The 18,138-nt window shown below is 27.6% G+C and carries 15 protein-coding genes and 1 pseudogene; 3 read left to right on the top strand and 13 right to left on the bottom strand.

The features are described 5' to 3' along the window. Nucleotides 1-198, bottom strand: a pseudogene (locus B2W91_RS13325) (peptidoglycan-binding protein); the annotation flags it as partial. Nucleotides 199-653: 455 nt separating this feature from the next. On the opposite strand from B2W91_RS13325, the gene B2W91_RS13320 reads away from it, so the two are divergent. Next, nucleotides 654-1,850 carry an alanyl-tRNA editing protein gene (locus B2W91_RS13320; RefSeq protein ID WP_291581686.1) on the top strand — a complete coding sequence of 399 codons (1,197 nt, stop codon included), beginning with the start codon at nt 654-656 and terminating at the stop codon, nt 1,848-1,850. 568 nt (nt 1,851-2,418) lie between these two features. Here B2W91_RS13320 and B2W91_RS13315 read toward each other — a convergent pair. Further along, entirely contained in the window at nt 2,419-3,303 is an 885-nt protein-coding gene (locus B2W91_RS13315) for a LysR family transcriptional regulator (RefSeq protein ID WP_291581683.1), read from the bottom strand. A gap of 123 nt (nt 3,304-3,426) precedes the next feature. On the opposite strand from B2W91_RS13315, the gene B2W91_RS13310 reads away from it, so the two are divergent. Then, nucleotides 3,427-4,617, top strand: coding sequence for a coenzyme F420-0:L-glutamate ligase (locus B2W91_RS13310; protein WP_291581680.1), 1,191 nt, complete (start codon nt 3,427-3,429; stop codon nt 4,615-4,617). Nucleotides 4,618-4,909: 292 nt separating this feature from the next. Here the strand turns inward: B2W91_RS13310 and B2W91_RS13305 are convergent, their stop codons facing one another. The 8 genes from B2W91_RS13305 to B2W91_RS13270 all read right to left on the bottom strand — a co-directional run bounded on the left by B2W91_RS13305 (nt 4,910) and on the right by B2W91_RS13270 (nt 11,557). Further along, nucleotides 4,910-5,329 carry an acyl-CoA thioesterase gene (locus B2W91_RS13305; protein WP_291581677.1) on the bottom strand — a complete coding sequence of 140 codons (420 nt, stop codon included), beginning with the start codon at nt 5,327-5,329 and terminating at the stop codon, nt 4,910-4,912. 129 nt (nt 5,330-5,458) lie between these two features. After that, complete coding sequence (gene alr / locus B2W91_RS13300; protein WP_291581674.1) at nt 5,459-6,619, bottom strand: alanine racemase; 1,161 nt, start codon at nt 6,617-6,619, stop codon at nt 5,459-5,461. Between the two features lie 164 nt (nt 6,620-6,783). Further along, on the bottom strand, nt 6,784-7,335 hold the full coding sequence (locus tag B2W91_RS13295; RefSeq protein ID WP_291581672.1) for a DUF2628 domain-containing protein: 552 nt from the start codon (nt 7,333-7,335) through the stop codon (nt 6,784-6,786). 135 nt (nt 7,336-7,470) lie between these two features. After that, nucleotides 7,471-7,608, bottom strand: a complete 138-nt coding sequence (locus B2W91_RS13290) for a hypothetical protein (RefSeq protein ID WP_291581669.1) — start codon at nt 7,606-7,608, stop codon at nt 7,471-7,473. A gap of 61 nt (nt 7,609-7,669) precedes the next feature. Further along, the gene (locus tag B2W91_RS13285; RefSeq protein ID WP_291581666.1) at nt 7,670-8,350 is read right to left on the bottom strand and encodes a hypothetical protein; all 681 of its coding nucleotides are present in this window, start codon (nt 8,348-8,350) and stop codon (nt 7,670-7,672) included. A gap of 140 nt (nt 8,351-8,490) precedes the next feature. Then, nucleotides 8,491-9,015 (bottom strand): GNAT family N-acetyltransferase, encoded by a 525-nt coding sequence (locus B2W91_RS13280; RefSeq protein WP_291581663.1) that lies wholly within the window; start codon nt 9,013-9,015, stop codon nt 8,491-8,493. A gap of 263 nt (nt 9,016-9,278) precedes the next feature. After that, nucleotides 9,279-10,421: a tRNA uracil 4-sulfurtransferase ThiI gene (gene thiI / locus B2W91_RS13275; RefSeq protein ID WP_291581660.1), complete on the bottom strand. Its 1,143-nt coding sequence runs from the start codon at nt 10,419-10,421 to the stop codon at nt 9,279-9,281. Next, nucleotides 10,418-11,557: a cysteine desulfurase family protein gene (locus B2W91_RS13270; protein WP_291581656.1), complete on the bottom strand. Its 1,140-nt coding sequence runs from the start codon at nt 11,555-11,557 to the stop codon at nt 10,418-10,420. Before B2W91_RS13270 ends, thiI begins: the two co-directional genes overlap by 4 nt. A gap of 432 nt (nt 11,558-11,989) precedes the next feature. Between B2W91_RS13270 and B2W91_RS13265 the strand changes: the two genes are divergently transcribed. Next, nucleotides 11,990-12,763: a YdcF family protein gene (locus B2W91_RS13265; RefSeq protein WP_291581654.1), complete on the top strand. Its 774-nt coding sequence runs from the start codon at nt 11,990-11,992 to the stop codon at nt 12,761-12,763. Between the two features lie 153 nt (nt 12,764-12,916). Here B2W91_RS13265 and B2W91_RS13260 read toward each other — a convergent pair whose 3' ends face one another. From B2W91_RS13260 to B2W91_RS13250, 3 genes are all read right to left on the bottom strand, one after another. Continuing rightward, nucleotides 12,917-13,273: an ArsR/SmtB family transcription factor gene (locus B2W91_RS13260; protein ID WP_291581652.1), complete on the bottom strand. Its 357-nt coding sequence runs from the start codon at nt 13,271-13,273 to the stop codon at nt 12,917-12,919. A gap of 286 nt (nt 13,274-13,559) precedes the next feature. Continuing rightward, a complete protein-coding gene (locus B2W91_RS13255; protein ID WP_422653274.1) occupies nt 13,560-15,443 on the bottom strand; it encodes a methyl-accepting chemotaxis protein in 1,884 nt (627 codons plus the stop codon). Nucleotides 15,444-15,901: 458 nt separating this feature from the next. Next, nucleotides 15,902-17,944 (bottom strand): methyl-accepting chemotaxis protein, encoded by a 2,043-nt coding sequence (locus B2W91_RS13250; protein WP_291581649.1) that lies wholly within the window; start codon nt 17,942-17,944, stop codon nt 15,902-15,904. Nucleotides 17,945-18,138: the final 194 nt, after the last annotated feature.

The following is an 18,138-nucleotide window of genomic DNA, read 5'->3' as shown; positions in this document are numbered from 1 at the left end:
AGAACCAATACGAAATTTTGTTTTAGATGTATTTAAAACATCTAATTCATAGTTTGCCATACCATATCCTTTGCTAATTATTTTTTCACTTTTTATAGAAACTAATATGGTACCGCTAAACTTATCTTTTTCCGCAAGGTCATTTAAATAATTATCAATATTCATACTAATCTTATCCAAGACTTGTTTATTTATCATATTTCTTATATTCCCCCCTTTTATTTACAAATCCATAGTTATATAATTTTGTTTTTATAAATCTATAGACTTACCCCATCAATAAAGCTATTTTAACACTTTTCAAAATTAACTGTCAATTTTTGCATAAACGATACATTTAAATGTATATTCTATGAAATCCTTATGACAACTTTTTTAACTTATCCTTTTCTTTTATAGACTTTAATTAATTTAGTTTTCCATATACAATAAATATATATAGATAAACTTTATTCAATTGAGAATTAAAAATGGAGAATTGGCAATTATAGTAGAAATTAATTCTCTACGAATTAATTTCTTTAGTAGGCTTTTCAATAAAAGTGACTTTGTTACTTTTAAAATAAATTTAAAACTTCTCTCTTATGAGAGAATTATCCATTGTCAATAGTCAATTTTCAATTGTATAAGTGTTTAATAAAGGAGAATGTTAAATGGAGAGACTTTATTATGAAAATCAATATATTAAAGATTTTATAGCAGAAATTATAGACGTTAAAGAAGTTGATGATAAATTTCATATTGTACTAGATAAAACAGCTTTTTTTCCTGGTGGTGGCGGTCAACCTTGCGATTTAGGTTTAATAGAAAGCTTAAATGTTATAGATGTATATGAAGAAAATGGAGTTATATATCATGTCACTGAAAAGAAACCTATAAAAATACATAGAGTTAAATGTTCTATAGATTGGATAAGAAGATTTGATGCTATGCAGCAGCACTTAGGTCAACACGTACTTTCTGGCTGTTTCTTTAAATTTTTCAATGCTAATACCTGTGGATTTCATTTAGGGCAATTCGTTAGTACAGTGGATATAGAAGGTATTTTAGATGAGGAAACCATTAGAAAAGCTGAGGTTATTGCAAATGAAATTATTCATAACAACTTAAAGATAGAGTTTTTACTACCAAATAAAAAGGAACTAAAAAAACTGAATCTAAGAAGGGATCTTCCAAATACGGATGAACAAATAAGAGTAGTTAAAATAGAAGATTTAGATATAAATGCTTGTTGTGGTGTGCATCCTTCTTCAACACTAGAACTTCAAGTAATCAAAATAAAAAAATGGGAAAAGCATAAAAAAGCAACTAGAATAGAATTCTTAACAGGAAGTAGAGCTGTTGAAGACTACATAAAAAAAGATCATTATATGAATCTTATATGTAGATATTTAAATACCAATGAAGAAGAAGCTATAAAGGGTATAAAAAACTTACATGAAGAGCTTAAAAATACTATAGAAGAAAATAAAAAAGCTCTAATTGAACTTACTAATTATAAAACTCGTGAAATTATAGATTCTGCTGAAAAAATAGGTGATATTTCTATAGTTAAAGAAATCTATGATGATGAGGATATGAAGTACGTAAGCAAGCTAGTTTTAAAAATTACAGATACCCCTAAAACTATTGCCTTAATTGCTGTTAAATCTTCTGAAAAAGCTAATCTAATATTTGCAAAATCAAAAGATGTAACAAATATAAATATGAACAATCTTCTCAAAGATACCATAACCTTAATTGATGGTAGAGGTGGTGGAAGTGAATTCCTAGCACAAGGTGGAGGAAAAAATAATGGAAATGTAGATTCTGCCTTAAACAGCGCCTTTATAAAAATAAAAAATAGTTAGATTATTCCTATGCCATCTAAATGATTATAAAAAAGTGTAAGTAGATTTTAGTTAACATAGATCTACTTATACTTAATTTTATTTAATTTAATTATAATGCATTGGATCCTTCTATTTTTATTATTATCTATAAGTACAAATGTTTTTGCAGGAGATATACCAGAATCAATTATGTTAGGTGAAGAAGATGCACTTTTTATAGATAAAATTACTGATATTACAGGGATACAATATTAAAACCTAATATATACTTTGGAAAATAAATTTTCTATAAAAATAGCTTAAGTCCTTAGAAATTAAGGATTACTAATGAAGAATGAAAAATTTAGNNTTATGGAAATTAAAATCATGCATAAGTTAAATTTTCATTAAGGAACCCTATAGTAGTAACCTATATAACATTAAGTCGTTAATCATTATGATAGGAAGTGTTAAAAAAGAAACATGATAACTAAACAAAGCATAACATAGGGCCTGTCCTACATGGTAAGCCCTATGTTTTAGAAATACATCAATAGCTTTCACCTAGCATAACTTTATAATTTCTTTACTCTTTACGCTTTTAAATCTATTCACTTTCTAATATTTCAACAAATTTTGTTGAAGAAGGTGATAAAGATATATTTTTTAGAAAACAAATTCCTATGCTTCTTTTTGGAATCTCTTCAGTAAGCTTTACTTCATATAATAATCCATTCTTTAAATATTCTTGTGAAAATTCTTTAATAACACAGGATATACCTAAATTTATTTTTGCAAATTCTAATAACAATTCATGAGAACCAAGTTCAATTTCTGGTTTTATTTCGATTCCTTTTGATAACATATACTTTTCTACATACAATCTTGAATTTGAATTAGTTTCAAGTAATATAAGTGGTAACTCAGCTAACTCTTCAAAACTTATAGGTTCAGATAATTTTTCTTTATATTTTTCCCCACAAACAAAAACATCTCTAATATCTATACATTTTCTTATTTCCAAAGAAGAATCTTTAATAGGTAAGTTACCAATAGCAATGTCAATTTCCCCTGACTTTAACATCTCACAAAGTTCTAAAGTTGTACGATTGATTATTTTCAACTTAATATTGGGATATTTGCTATGAAACTTTTCTAAAAAAGGTAATAAAAAATATCTTGAAATAGTATCTCCAACACCTATTTGCAAGTCTCCAACCATTAAATTTTTAACTTCTTCTAATTTTTTTTCTCCTACACTAATTAAATTAATAGCAGAGCTTGTATATTCATATAACAGTTGTCCTTCCTTAGTAAGATTAACTCCTCTAGGTGTTCTAGTGAAAAGCCTTATATCTAGTTCTTTCTCAAGCTGCATAATTGATTGGCTTACAGCTGGTTGTGTCATGTAAAGTATTTTAGAAGCTTTAGAAAAACTTTCACATTCAGCTACTTGACAAAAAATCTTGTATAAATCTAATTTGTTTATCATATAAGCTCTCCTTATATCTAATATAATATCTATTTACTTTACTTATACCATAAAAATAGTATATAGTAAAAGGGTAAAGTACATTTTTAATTAAAATAAATAATACTTAAGGAGAGATTCTGAATGGAAAGAATAGTTGGAACTGTTGTTAGAGGTCTTCGTGCCCCAATTATAAATAAAGGAGACAATATAGCAGATATTGTTGTAGATAGCGTATTAAAGGCTTCAGAAATAGAAGGTTTTTCTATCAATGATAAAGATGTGGTTACTGTAACTGAATCTGTAGTTGCTCGTGCTCAAGGAAACTATGCAAGTATTGATGCAATTGCAAAAGATGTAAATTCAAAATTTGGTGATGATACTGTTGGTGTTATATTCCCAATTTTAAGCCGTAACCGTTTTGCAATTTGCTTACGTGGTATTGCAAAAGGAGCTAAAAAAATTGTATTAATGTTTAGCTATCCATCTGACGAAGTAGGTAACCATTTAGTAGATATAGATATGCTTGATGAAAAAGGTGTGAATCCTTGGACAGATGTTTTAACTGAAAAACAATTCCGTGATCATTTTGGATATAATAAACATCCTTTTACTGGTGTTGACTATATTGATTATTATAAATCTTTAATTGAAGAATATGGTACTGAGTGCGAAATAATATTCTCAAATAATCCAAAAACAATTTTAGATCATACAAAAAATGTTCTTACTTGCGATATTCATACAAGATTTAGAACTAAAAGAATTTTAAAAGCTAATGGTGGAGAAAAAATTTATAGCCTAGATAATATTTTATCAGCATCAGTAGATGGTAGTGGTTATAACGAAAACTATGGTCTTTTAGGTTCAAATAAAGCTACAGAAGAAAGTGTTAAGCTTTTCCCTCGTGACTGCCAACCTGTTGTTGATAGTATACAAGCTACACTAAAAGAAAAGACTGGAAAAACTGTTGAAGTTATGGTTTATGGAGATGGTGCATTTAAAGATCCAGTGGGGAAAATTTGGGAACTAGCTGATCCTGTTGTATCACCAGCGTACACTAAAGGACTTGACGGTACACCTAATGAAGTTAAATTAAAATATCTTGCTGATAATAATTTTGCTGATTTAAAAGGAGAAGAACTTAAAAAAGCTATCTCTGAATATATTAAAAACAAAGAGTCAGATCTTGTAGGTGCTATGGAATCACAAGGTACTACTCCTAGAAGACTTACTGATCTTATCGGCTCTCTTTCTGACTTAACTTCAGGAAGTGGAGATAAAGGTACACCTATCATATACATTCAAGGTTATTTCGATAATTATACTAAATAGTAATTTCAATTAATAAATACTCTAAAAATTCCTCCTTAGGTTGATGATTAATTATAATTTAATCATCTCTCTAAGGAGGAATTTTTCACATCAACATTTTAAGGTATTTTAATCTATATGTAAAATACTACCTTTAAATATTATAATTTACAACCTAATTTCCTTAATAGATTGTAAATAAAAGTGGACTCCTCCCTTTTAAAAGATATAAATTTAAAACTTCTCTTATAAAAGAGAAATATCAATAATTTTCCATCGTCAATCATCAATCATCAATTCTCAATTGCATAAGTTATTGACATTGATAATTACTCATAAGACTATCCCATAGCTCTTTATTAAAATTCTTTAAATTAATTATTCTGAAAGTTTTTCTATCTACAAAGGCTTGAAGAGTATTTCCTTTAGCTAATATTTTATTATCCTCTTCTCTTCGAATAACATAGGCAACCTTAACCTTAACTGGCGTCAATTGGCTAATAGTAGCCTCTACTACTAAATTGTCATCATATTTAGCAGCCTCCATGTATTTACATTGAGTTTCTACAAGTGGAAGCATAACTCCACTTTCTTCTAGTTCCTTATATGAAATTCCTAATTCCTTAATTAAGTCCTCTCTAGCCACTTCAAAATATAAATAATAATTGGCATGATGTACTACCCCCATAGCGTCGGTCTCTCCATATCTAACGGTAATCTTAGTAAAACTCATATACCTCTCTCCTCTCTTATACATCTTTTTCTTATTGTATCACTAAACCATTTATTGTTAAAATCTTTTATAACATTAACAATTTTAAAATGGTATATCTAAATTAAGAATTTGAATAAAGGTTAGAAATTAAAAATAATTTCTAACCTTTATAATTTCTCCATCTTTAATATATACCCTAGGAACTCTATGTTTAATCATGCAAATCACTTCATAATTAATAGTTCCCATAAGCTCTGCTATATAATCTGCATCAATATTTAAATGGCCATCTTGTCCAATAAGTATAACTTCATCACCTATTTTGACTTCTCCTATATCAGTTACATCTATCATACATTGATCCATACATATTCTTCCCACTACTCTTGCTAACTTCCCATTTATTATAACCTTAGCCTTTCCACTTAAAAGCCTTGAATATCCATCTGCGTAACCTATTGGTAAAGTAGCAATTATGCTTTCTCTTTCTGTTTTAAAGGTTCTTCCATAGCTTATATACATACCCTTCTCTACTTTTTTAACATGTGCAACTTTAGTTTTTAAAATAAGCGAAGGCTTTAAAGTTATTTTCTTTATATCTACATCATGAGATGGATAATATCCATATAATAATATACCAGCTCTAACTCCATCTAAATAAGTCTCTGGCAAATCTACTATAGCTCCACTATTAGATGCATGCTTCAGTGGTATGTTTATTCCCTTGAGAGAAAGTCTATTAGAAAATTCTTGTAGCTTTCTAAACTGCTCATAAGTATATTCCTTATCCTCTTCATCGGAACTTGCAAAATGAGTGAATATACCTTCTATTATAAGCCCTTCTAAAGAACATATTTCTAAAACTTCTTTAAAACTTTCTTCATTAGGCAAAAATCCTAACCTACCCATCCCTGTATCAACAGCAATATGGATTTTAGCTTTTTTACCTCTTTTTATTGCTTCCCTTGATAACTCTTTTGCGTAACTTAGACTATATACTGTTTGCTCTATATCATTTTCTATTATTTCCTTTGCAAAATCTATAGGTGTGTATCCTAAGATTATTATTGGTGCAACAATTTCTGCATTCCTAAGTTCCATAGCTTCTGTTATAACTGCTACCGCTAATCTTGTAGCTCCATTTTCCAATAATACAGGAGCTACATCAATAGCTCCATGTCCGTATGCATCTGCTTTTATAACTGCTATTATTTCTTTATCCTTTAATAAACTTTTAAGCTTTCTCATGTTATATGCAATTGCATCTAAATCTATTTCAGCCCATACTGGTCTAATATTTGAATTCATATTTCCACCTCTAGTCATAAGTATTTGCTTGCAATACTATTATAAAAAAATATTCCATAAACAAGAAGAACCACTATAAGAAAATTTTATTCTTATAGTGGTTTAATTCATTTTAAGCTGAAATATACTTATGAAATTTATTGAAAGTTATATATAATTACATGTTAAATAAATATGCCAATTATTTGAATCACTATAAATACAAATACAATTATACTATTTGTTCCACCACAATCTACTATTCTTGAATTTACATACTCGTCATTAGTCTCATTTTCTTTAATTTTAGTAATTTTTTTTATGGCATGATTATAGTATAACTTATTTCCATATACGCCTCCAAATATGCATATACCCAATGTTATCAATATCCTCAATGGGCTAGGAATTATAATGGATAAAAATGAAGAAATTAACATAGTTGCAATTACATACATATACATCTTTCTATATCCCATCCACTGAAGAGGAAATAAAAAAGCTGCCCAATTCCAACCTGAAGAATTTTTATTCTCACTATATTTATTAAATTTCCATTTTGACATATAGTAATCTAGCTTTTCCCTTCCAACGAATAATTCTAATTCCTCGTAAGTTACCTCTGAGGAGAATTCATCATCTGGTTTAAAATCTTCATTTAAAATTAATTTTTGTCCACAATTAGGACAAAATGACATACTTTGATCAATATCATTCCCACATTCATTACAATACATGTATGCTTTTCACCCCTTTACTATAGAATTCCGTGTCCAATTCTATATCTACTTTGTGGAATATAATCTTTCAACCACTGATTCATATTGGAGAAATCACGACTGTGACAGATTCCTATATAAACAATAAGTTCTCTAAGTTGAAGGAAAATAACCTTTTTCTGTTTTTACCGTAGCCACTTTACCATTATTATTAAAAATTATTGCATAAACGCCTACTCTATCTTTATACTTCTTATTTTCTAATTTTATTCCAAAAGTTTTTTCACCCATTTTCCCCTCCCAATATGAAAATTATTTAATTTTCATATATAAACTATTCTCAAAATTAAAACTAATCTATATTACTCTCCATACACCTTATCAATTCTATATTTCTATTTGTATAATCTGAATTATCTATTACTATATCCGCAAATTTCTCAGGTTGATTTTCCTTAAGATACATTGAATAAGCTCTATGATATCGTTGCTCAAATTTTCTTTTTGCTTCATCCATTCCACCTAAATCACAAGCATCTCTTAAAACTCCTCTTTCTTTTGCTTTTTCTATTGGAACCTGTAGATAAATTGTTAAATCCCATCCATCATATAACTTTGGAGTTAGTAAAAATGCTCCATCTACAACACATACTGAATTTGAGCTTACATAAACAGGATCTAATTTTATTTCTTTATCTTCTTTTAAATTCATAATTGCAGGAATATAGTGTGGTTTATCCTCTGTTAATGATTTAAGTACATTGTCATAAAATGATTCTAAATTATATGCAAATTTATAATATCCTTCTGCTGAATCTCTGCCAAGCTTATATCTAATGTTAGATAGATTATGGAATCCATCAATAGTAACATGAAAAGCTTCAAAACCTTCACTGTTGAGAAAATCAACAAGTTCAGAGGCAAACATAGTTTTTCCAGAACCTTGAGCTCCATTTATCAATATTCTAAATGGATGAGATTTTTGTTTATCCTCAATAACATCTCTTATTTTCTTTAAAACATACTCATTCATATAAATTAACCTTTCTATATACTTATAAACAATATTAAATTGTAATATAAAAACACATAACAACTATAAAGTAAAAGCACATAAAATATATTCTCTACTCTAAATATAGATAACTATGAAATAATATTGTCTATAAATAATTACAATTCTAATACCATATGTATGTCATATGGTTCTAGTTCATATAACTCTTTATTTATTTCATTTGCTAATTTTGCACCTATAGCAAAATAAAAGTTTACTGTATTTTTAAATGGTGTTGCAGATATATAAAGACTTTTAGCTCCTAATTCTTTTGACTTTTCACATAATAAATTTACTAAATTTTTGCCTATACCTTTTTTACGATAATTACTACTTATATAAAGCATATCAAGTTTAAGTTGGTCATTATTTTTACCAATAAATTTACTTTCTAAGGCAGCTAAACCTATAATTTTACCATTATCAAATGCGCCATATATAGTTCCATTTCTATCATATATATCTTCTAATCTATTAATATAATCTTGTAATTCTTCTAAAATCCAGCTTTCGATATTATAAAATTCATTTACTATCTCAAGGTTGTTATTTTTAAAATAATAAACCTCATTTACTATTTCTTTTCTATCAATTTCACTTAATAATTTAAGCTCTGATTTTTCAAGTAATCTATAATCCAAAATAATCAACTCACTTTCATATAAAACTTTTTTACTTTTAATACATAATATACAGCCAAATATAGTTGCACCCCTAAGTTTTTCAATTCACAATTCACAACACAAAATTCACAATTGTGGTGAAAATTATTTTTGATCAAAATAATTTCTTTAATAGATTTTTCACTAAAAGTGACTCTGTCACCTGAAAAGAAGCCAATTGAAAACTTCTCTTATAAAAGAGAAGTATCAATAATTGTCCATTGTCAATAGTCAATTCTACATTAACTATATACTTCCATACCTTCTATAGCTTTTTCTACTAATTCATCTATGTTAAGTATAGATTCAGATTTTATAATTTCATCTAATCTAGGTTTAGTTTTAGGATGCTTAGGTACGAAAATTGTACAACAATCCTCATAAGGTAATATTGATGTTTCATATGTATCTATGTCTCTCGCAATATCCATAATATCTATTTTATCCATAGCAATTAACGGTCTAAATACTGGTCTATCCGAACAATTATCACTTACCACCAAAGCTTCCATAGTTTGCGAAGCCACCTGACCAACACTTTCTCCGGTAGTTACAGAATTAATATTATATTTCTCCGCTAATTTACAAGCAAGTCTCATCATAAATCTTCTCATTATTATGGTTAATTCATCTTCTCTGCATTTTTCAATAATTTCTAATTGAATGTCAGTAAAAGGAACTACATATAGATTTAATTTGCCTGTATAATTTTTTAATATGTTTGCTAAAGTCTTCACCTTATCTTTAGCTCTTTCACTTGTATAAGGATGACTATGATAATAAACAGCATGAAGTTCTACACCTCTGCGCGCCATTAGATATCCTGCTACAGGAGAATCTATTCCTCCAGATAACATAAGCATAGTACTTCCATTAATTCCATAAGGAAGCCCACCTACTGCTTTAACCTTTTTAGAAATAATATAAGCCTTATTTCTTATTTCTATATTTAATAAAAATTCAGGTTTCTTTACATCAACAGTAATTCCATCTAAATTTTCTAATATGTAAGCGCCTACTTCTCTACTAACTTCCATAGAGTTTAGTGCAAATCCTTTATTAGCTCTATTAGTTTCGACCTTAAAAGTTTTACCTTTAGCATTTTTCATAACCTCTAATGCTACCTTAGATATTGATTCCATATCAGCAGTAGTTTCTTCCACTATGCAAACTTCCACAACTCCAAAAACTTTTTTAACTCTTTTTATAATTTCCTCCAAATCTTCAGAGTATATAAACCATCTACCAGTATCCTCAACAAATTTATAATTTAAGTCTTCAATTACATGTTTAATATTTTCCTTTAATCTTCTTTCAAATTTTCCTCTATTTAATCCTTTTAAAAAAATCTCTGGTGCATATTTAACTAATAATAGTTTTCTCATCTTTTCATCCTCCTTAAAATCTTTAAACTGCTTTTCAAAACTTCAATGACATAATCTACTTCATCCTTAGTATTATACTCACAGAAACTAAATCTTATAGTTCCCTGCTGCTCTTTTAAAGATAATCCAAAAGCATTTAATACTTGAGATGTCTTTGCAGCTTTTGAAGAACAAGCTGACCCTGTTGAAACATATATGTTTTTCTCTTCCAGAGCATGCAATAATACCTCACCTCTTATAGATGGAAAAGAAACCGAAAGTATATGAGGTAAAAAGGTATCTTCCATTTTACTATTAACTTTTATCTCTTCTATTTCCTTTAATCTTTCAATAAAATATCTTTTTAATTCTAATACCTTTTCATAATTTTCTCGTAAATTTTCATGCATTATTTTACTTGCCACTGCGAAGCCAGCTATAGCTGGTAAGTTTTCTGTCCCTGATCTGAAGTTTCTCTCTTGTCCCCCACCAGAAATTAATGGATTTGCCACTAATCCTTTTTTAATATAAGCAAAACCTATCCCTCTAGGTCCATGCAATTTGTGTCCGCTAGTACTCAGTAAATCAATTTTACATTTTTCCACATCTATAGGTATTTTTCCATAACTTTGTACTGCATCTACGTGAAACTTTACTCTAGTTGACTTTTCTTTTATAGCATTTCCTATTTTTTCAATATCTTGAATTATTCCAACCTCATTATTAACATGTATTATACTTACAAGTACCGTATCTTTAGTTATATTCTCTAATAATTCATCTATATTTATTTGTTCATTTTCCTTTAAAGATATATAGCTTACCTTTATACCCTCTTTTTCTAGAGACTTAAAAGTATTTAATACACTAGGATGTTCAATATTCGATGTAATTATATGGGTTCCTACCTTAGAAAATCCCTTTATTAAAAAATTATTACTTTCGCTTCCTCCAGAAGTAAATATTATTTCTTCACTATGAGCTTTAATTGTGGTAGCAATAAACTCTCTACACTTTCTAAGCTTTTGCTCCGCTTTAAACCCTAAACTATGAGCAGAAGATGGATTAGCAAAATACTCTCTCATAGTATTACTTACTTCTTCAATTACTTCCTCATAAGGTTCTGTAGTTGCACTGTTATCAAAATAAACTTCCATATTACTCACCTCTCAAAACCGATAATACTAATGATTACCATGTACTATAGTATTATTAGTTATATAAATAATTATATTAAATTTATAAATTTTATATTTTTTAATATGATTTGGCTTTTCTGGAGAACACTGTTCTCCCCTACAATTAGTCAATTTTAAATTTCTTAGATTTTACTAAAAAATATCCATAATTGTGAATTCAATAGTTTTGAAATCAACAATTGTTTCCACATATATTAATCTCAGAACTAGTGTATCTATATAAGTTCTCAGCTTTATTTTTTATAATAAAAGGGTAATTAGAGAACTACACAGAAATATATATTGTGAATTATGTAATCAATTTTTATAAAAATATAAAATCATGTCTTTAGATATTGAAATCAATATTATTTATAATACCACATATTTAAAAAATTAAGGAGGTTAATTATGATTAAATTAAATCATAGCAATATTTCAAAATTTCTATTATTATTAGGATCCCTTTTCTTATTATACTTTATTGGCATTAAGGCTATATTTTTCAATACAAGTTTTTCAACTTTTTGGGCTATTGTTGGAACTATATTAATTTTGATAGGATTAAACACAAATAAAATACTTGATTTTTTTTCTTCCTTACCAAAATTAATAAGACATACACTTCTTATACTACTAGTTTTATTAACGATTATTTATATTTTACTTCAATCATTAATAATATTTAATGGATTTTACAAAGATACTACAAAACCTGACTATGCAATTGTATTAGGTGCAGGACTTATAGGTGATAAAATTTCAACTTCTCTTTACTATAGACTTATGGCAGCAGTTGAATTTCATAATATTTACCCTGATGTAAAAATTGTAGTAAGTGGTGGACAAGGCCCAGATGAATTGCTTAGTGAAGCCTCAGCAATGAAAAACTTTCTTGTAGAAAAAGGAGTTAAAGAAGATAATATAATAATGGAAGATAAGTCCACAACTACCTATGAAAACTTTCTCTATACTAAAGATAAGTTACATAGTTTAGATAATAGAGAGATGTTATCAGTAACAGTTATTACTAATAATTTTCATATGTTTAGGGCAAAGATCCTTTCAAAACGGCTAGGCTTTAAAACTTATGGGTATCCTGGTAAAACTCATAGATTTCTCGCACCAAACTTCTTCGTTAGAGAAGTTCCTGCAATTATTAAAAGTTATTTATTTGATAAATAATCTAAAACTTTAACTTCATCATTAAAATAAAGCATTAAAAATTTTTATAAATATTAACTTATATAAAGCAATTAATTCTTTAAGAATTAATTGCTTTATATTTTTAAATTGGAATTTTTTAAATTGTAAATTTGTACAGATGAGAGTTAAATCTTACTCTTTTACATGTAATAAAGCTTGATCAAAAATATATTTAACATGATCATCATCTAGAGAGTAATAAACTACCTTACCTTCTTTTCTAAACTTTACTAATCTTGTACTTTTTAATACTCTTAACTGATGTGATATTGCAGATTGGCTCATTCCTAAGGTTTCTGCTATGTCACAAACACACATTTCCTTTTGAAATAAAACATATAGTATTCTTATTCTAGTTATATCTCCAAAAGCTTTAAAAAGCTCTGATAAATCGCCTAAAACCTCTTCTGAAGGTATATTACTTTTTACACTATCAACTATATCCTTATGAACTTCTGTACAGTTACAGAATTCTAAATTATTATCCATGATGTTCCTCCTATATATGCATTTTAATTATATAGCATATATGAATATATATTCATATATACTATATAATAAATTTATTGTAATACTTTGTCAAATAAACCACTACAAAACTTACCTTTTTATTACTACAATTCCTTAGTAAATATTTATCTTATATATTATTTTAATTTTCATAGCAAAATTTATAACATAGTGTTACTTTAATTATACTTTTCCAAAATTTTATTACAATGACTTTTATTTAAATAAAAAGTAAAGCTAAGTTTAAACTTAGCTTCACTCTTTATTAATTATTTCCATTTTCTCTATTAATATTAAATTTATTTATTACTTCTTTAAGATCTAAGGATAATCTTTCTAGATTTTCAGCAGCAGTAACTACTTCTCTAAATTTAATTCTTTGTTCTTCACTAGACGCACTTACTTCTTCCGTTGAAGCTGCTGCTTCTTCTGAAACTGCTGATATTCCTTGTATCTTATCAATAAAGCCATCTTTAGCTTCATTAACTTTAGTTAATGTATCATTTACACTATTTATATTATTTTGAAGACTTTCAATTGCACTATTTATTTCATCAAAAGTACTATTAGTATTTTCAACTTTTTCTAATGTCTTTTCGCTTAAATCTTTAGATAGTGCAATTTCTTTAATAACCAACTTAATATCTTCTAAATTATTATTTATAACTTTCTCAACTTCTTCTGCAGAACTCGAAGATTGCTCTGCTAATTTTCTTACTTCCTCTGCAACTACAGCAAAACCACGTCCAGCTTCCCCTGCTCTAGCTGCTTCGATACTTGCATTTAATGCTAATAAATTAGTTTTACTAGTAATTTCTTTTATAGCATCAATTATTGCTCTAATTTTGTTAGAATTCTCTCCTAGTGCTTCAGCTTTAGCTGCTACATTAATTATAGCTCTATTATTTTCACTGAAAGAATAAGTAAGTTCTTCAACCATTTCTTTACCGCTACTAACAAAACTTTCAACTTCTTCACTTTCTTCTAACACATCATTAGAATAATTTAATATTTCACTTATGTTGTTTCCTAAATCCATGGATAAAGCTACACTTTCTTCAAGCATTATAGATTGTTCATTAGCTCCCTGTGCTACCTGTTCTACTGCATTAGATATATCACTAGCTACCGTTTCTGAAAATTCTACAGTATTGGTTAAATCCACCGATGCTTTAGATAAATGCTCTGAAGTGTTAACAATATTATCTATTATCTTTTCCATATCATTCATAAGTTCATTACTGGCATTTCCTATTTCTACAATTTCCAGAGTCTTAACTTTATTTAAACTAATTCTTTTAGTAAAATCTCCATCTTTTGCTGCTTTAAGAATATTTACTAAATGCCTCATAACTTTAGCTAAATTTTTTGAATATACCATAGGTGCTCCTGATGAAAAAATTATAATTATTATTACTGCTAATATAGGAACAGCTAATTTGCTGGATATTTTACTATTTATTTCTGAAGCCCTTATGAATCCAAAAGAAGTGTATCCTAGTTCCTTACTTTCCACCTTAACCACATGATAATTTGCATTATCAAAAGTTATATCCATGACATCATTATCAAGTATTCCTTTACTCCATTCTTCATCATTTAAATTTGTCCCTATCAATTCTTTGTTGTCACTAGCAATTATACTTCCATCTTTATAAGCAACTATATTAAATCCTTCTTTTCCTATTTTCATTTCAGAAACTTTTTCAGAAATTTTACTTAGATCCATATCTATTGCTACAACTCCAGCTAATCTATTATTATCATCTTTTAATACCTTTGACAAAGTCAATATCATCTGACCAGAGCTGTGATCTCTATAGGGAGTATCTATATATAATAAATTCTCATCTTTCATAGCTTCTGTATACCATAATCTTTCATTCAAATTAAAGCTGCTATCCACTTCATCTGGTGGATAACAATAAAGTTTTGTCTTTTCATTAAATGTATAGACTGAAAAAATATTCTCTTTAATATCATGTATATTTTTAAATGTTTCTATTGCCTTAGTCTCATTTCCTCCTTTAGTATAAAGATTTCTAACATGAGACTCATTTGATAAGAATTTTATAAAATTACTGTTAGAATCGATTATTTCCTCTATCTCATTATTTATTGCTCTTACAGAAGCAGATGCAACAATCATATATTCATCCATAACCCNNGTTTTTGTTGTAGCTACTCCTAAAATAATAATAGGAATTATACACGTAATTACCAGCATCAGTGAGAGTTGTTTTTTAATACTCACTAATTTAAATTTCTTCGTTTTTTTCCTTTTCATATTCTCTCCCCCTAGTTTAATGTGCCTATTACTTAATAAGTATAATTAATTTGACATAATTTTGCAACAAACTACATATATCTAAACAATATAAAACTTATTTATTAAAAATAAATACATATTTACTTCATAATATATACTTTTTATACATAATTTTAATAACATTAATTATCTTCTAAATCTAAACTACTATTACATTTTATTCCATATAATATTACAAATTATTAAAGTATTATACTATTTTAATTATTAAATTCTGAAGCTATATTAAATTAATTTATAAAGAATAACTGCTGATAATATCATCAGCAGTTATTTTTTTAATTTATTTTGAATTTATTAATTAGATCTTTAAGCTTTTCAGATAACAATTCTAAATTTTCTACTGATAGTACTACTTGTCCAAATCTATTTTTTTGTTCTTCACTAGACGCACTTACTTCTTCTGAAGATGCCGCTGCTTCTTCTGCCACTGCTGAAATATTTTGTATTCTTCCTATAAGTCCATCTTTAGTATTATTTATATTTATTAAAGTTTCATTAACTCCATTTATATCTTTCTGAAGATGCTTTATTGAAGAATTTATTTCTTCAAAGGTTTTAAAAGTATTTTCAACTTTACTTGAAGTTTTCTCTGTAATCTCTTTTGATACAGTTACTCCTTTAATAACCTTATCTATATCATTAATATTTTCTTTTATTACTTTTTCTATTTCTTCAGCAGAGATTGTAGATTGTTCTGCTAGTTTTTTTACTTCGTCAGCAACTACTGCAAAGCCACGTCCTGCCTCACCTGCCCGTGCAGCTTCTATGCTAGCATTCAGTGCCAATAAATTAGTTTTATTTGTTATGGATTTTATTGCATCTATAATAATATTAATCTTCTTAGAATTTTCCTGTAGAACTTTTGCTTTATTCACAGTATCAATTACTGCTTCAGTATTTTCTTTAAACATTTCATCAAAATCTTGTATAACTTCTTTTCCATTAAAAATAAGTTTTTCTGCTTCTTCGCATTGATTCATTACATCTTCTGAGTATGATACTATATTACTAATATCTTCACCTAAATTAATGGTGAGAGAAACATTTTCATCTAACATTATTGATTGTTCATTTGCCCCCTGTGCCATTTGCGATACAGCACTTGAAATATCACTATTAGCAACCCTTGAGTCTTCAACTATATTTGTTAAGGTACCTGATGCTTCTGATAAATGTTTGGAAGCATCCTTAACACTTTCAAGTAATGATACCATATCATCCATCATTGTATTTACTGCACATGAAATTTCTTTAATTTCTTTAGTAAATATTCCTTTTGTAGGTATACGAATTGTAAAATCTCCATTTCTGGCGCGAGATAGGATACTCATTAAATTATTTACTATTTTAACAATTTTTGAAGACGTAATAAGAACAATTCCAATAGCAAAAGCAGCCATAAAAATTATTGTTATTATAGGAATAAATAATGCTTTCCTTATTTCTCTTTTGATTTCCTTAACAGAGCTAAGTCCATAGGTTGTATAACCTAGTTCTCCATTTATATGCTTTTGTACATAATAGCTATCGCCTTCAAATTTAAATATGCCCATATTTTTAGAATTTATAAGATCTTGTCCCCACTGTTCTTTTGATAAATCAATACTTATCAGTTCCTCTTTACTACTAGCAATTATATTTTCATCGTTATAGGCGATTAAAACAAATCCTTCACTTCCAATTGAACTTGTATTAACATTTTCAGATAAGGTTGTAAGATCTATATCCATTGCCATTATGCCTATTAAACTGCCATCTTTATCTACTACTTTTTTTGAAATAGTGAAGATTTGCTTACCAGTAAAAGCATCTGTATACGGCTTTGATATAACTAAATTTTTTTCATCTTTTACACTTGTATACCATTCACGAGAAGTGGGATCATAACTTGAGTCTAATTTTACTTCTGGATAAAGATATAGCTCTTTCTTCTCATTAGCATAGTATATAGATAATATATCGCTACTATTTGCTTTTACATTTATAAAAGTATTAAAAACCATATCTTTATTCTTTTTACTCTTAAATCCACTTTTTATAGTTTCTTCTTCTGATAAAATATTTATTAAATTGCTATTAATTTTAATAATGTTCTCCATTTCTTTTCCTATATTTTCAACCTTATTAGCAGTTGTAATAACATATTCATTATTTGCACTGTGATAAACTGCTTTTCCAGTGTTTATTCCCAAAATACTTATAGGAAGTAACGAGATAATCAATACTAAAATAAAAAGTTCATTTCTTAAACTTAAATTTAATCCTAAAGTAAATTTTTTCTTCTCTTTCCCCTTATCCTTTTTAAATCTAATTTTCATCCTAACCCTCCTTCATGTTATATGTTATTTTTCGTATGATTTTACTTTTTCTTTAAAGAAAGTTGAAATATTACTATATAATTTTGTAATTTCTAGCAATATTTTTACATTTCGTTACAAAAGCAATATAGGATACGATGTAAAGACTTGAAATACACTCTAGGAAATAAACTTTTTATAAAAATAGCTTAAAT

Source organism: Clostridium sp. UBA6640 (genome assembly GCF_002455975.1).
GTDB lineage: Bacteria > Bacillota > Clostridia > Clostridiales > Clostridiaceae > Clostridium_J.
Note: the sequence above shows the minus strand (reverse complement) of the source record. Positions and strands in the feature narration are given on the sequence as shown.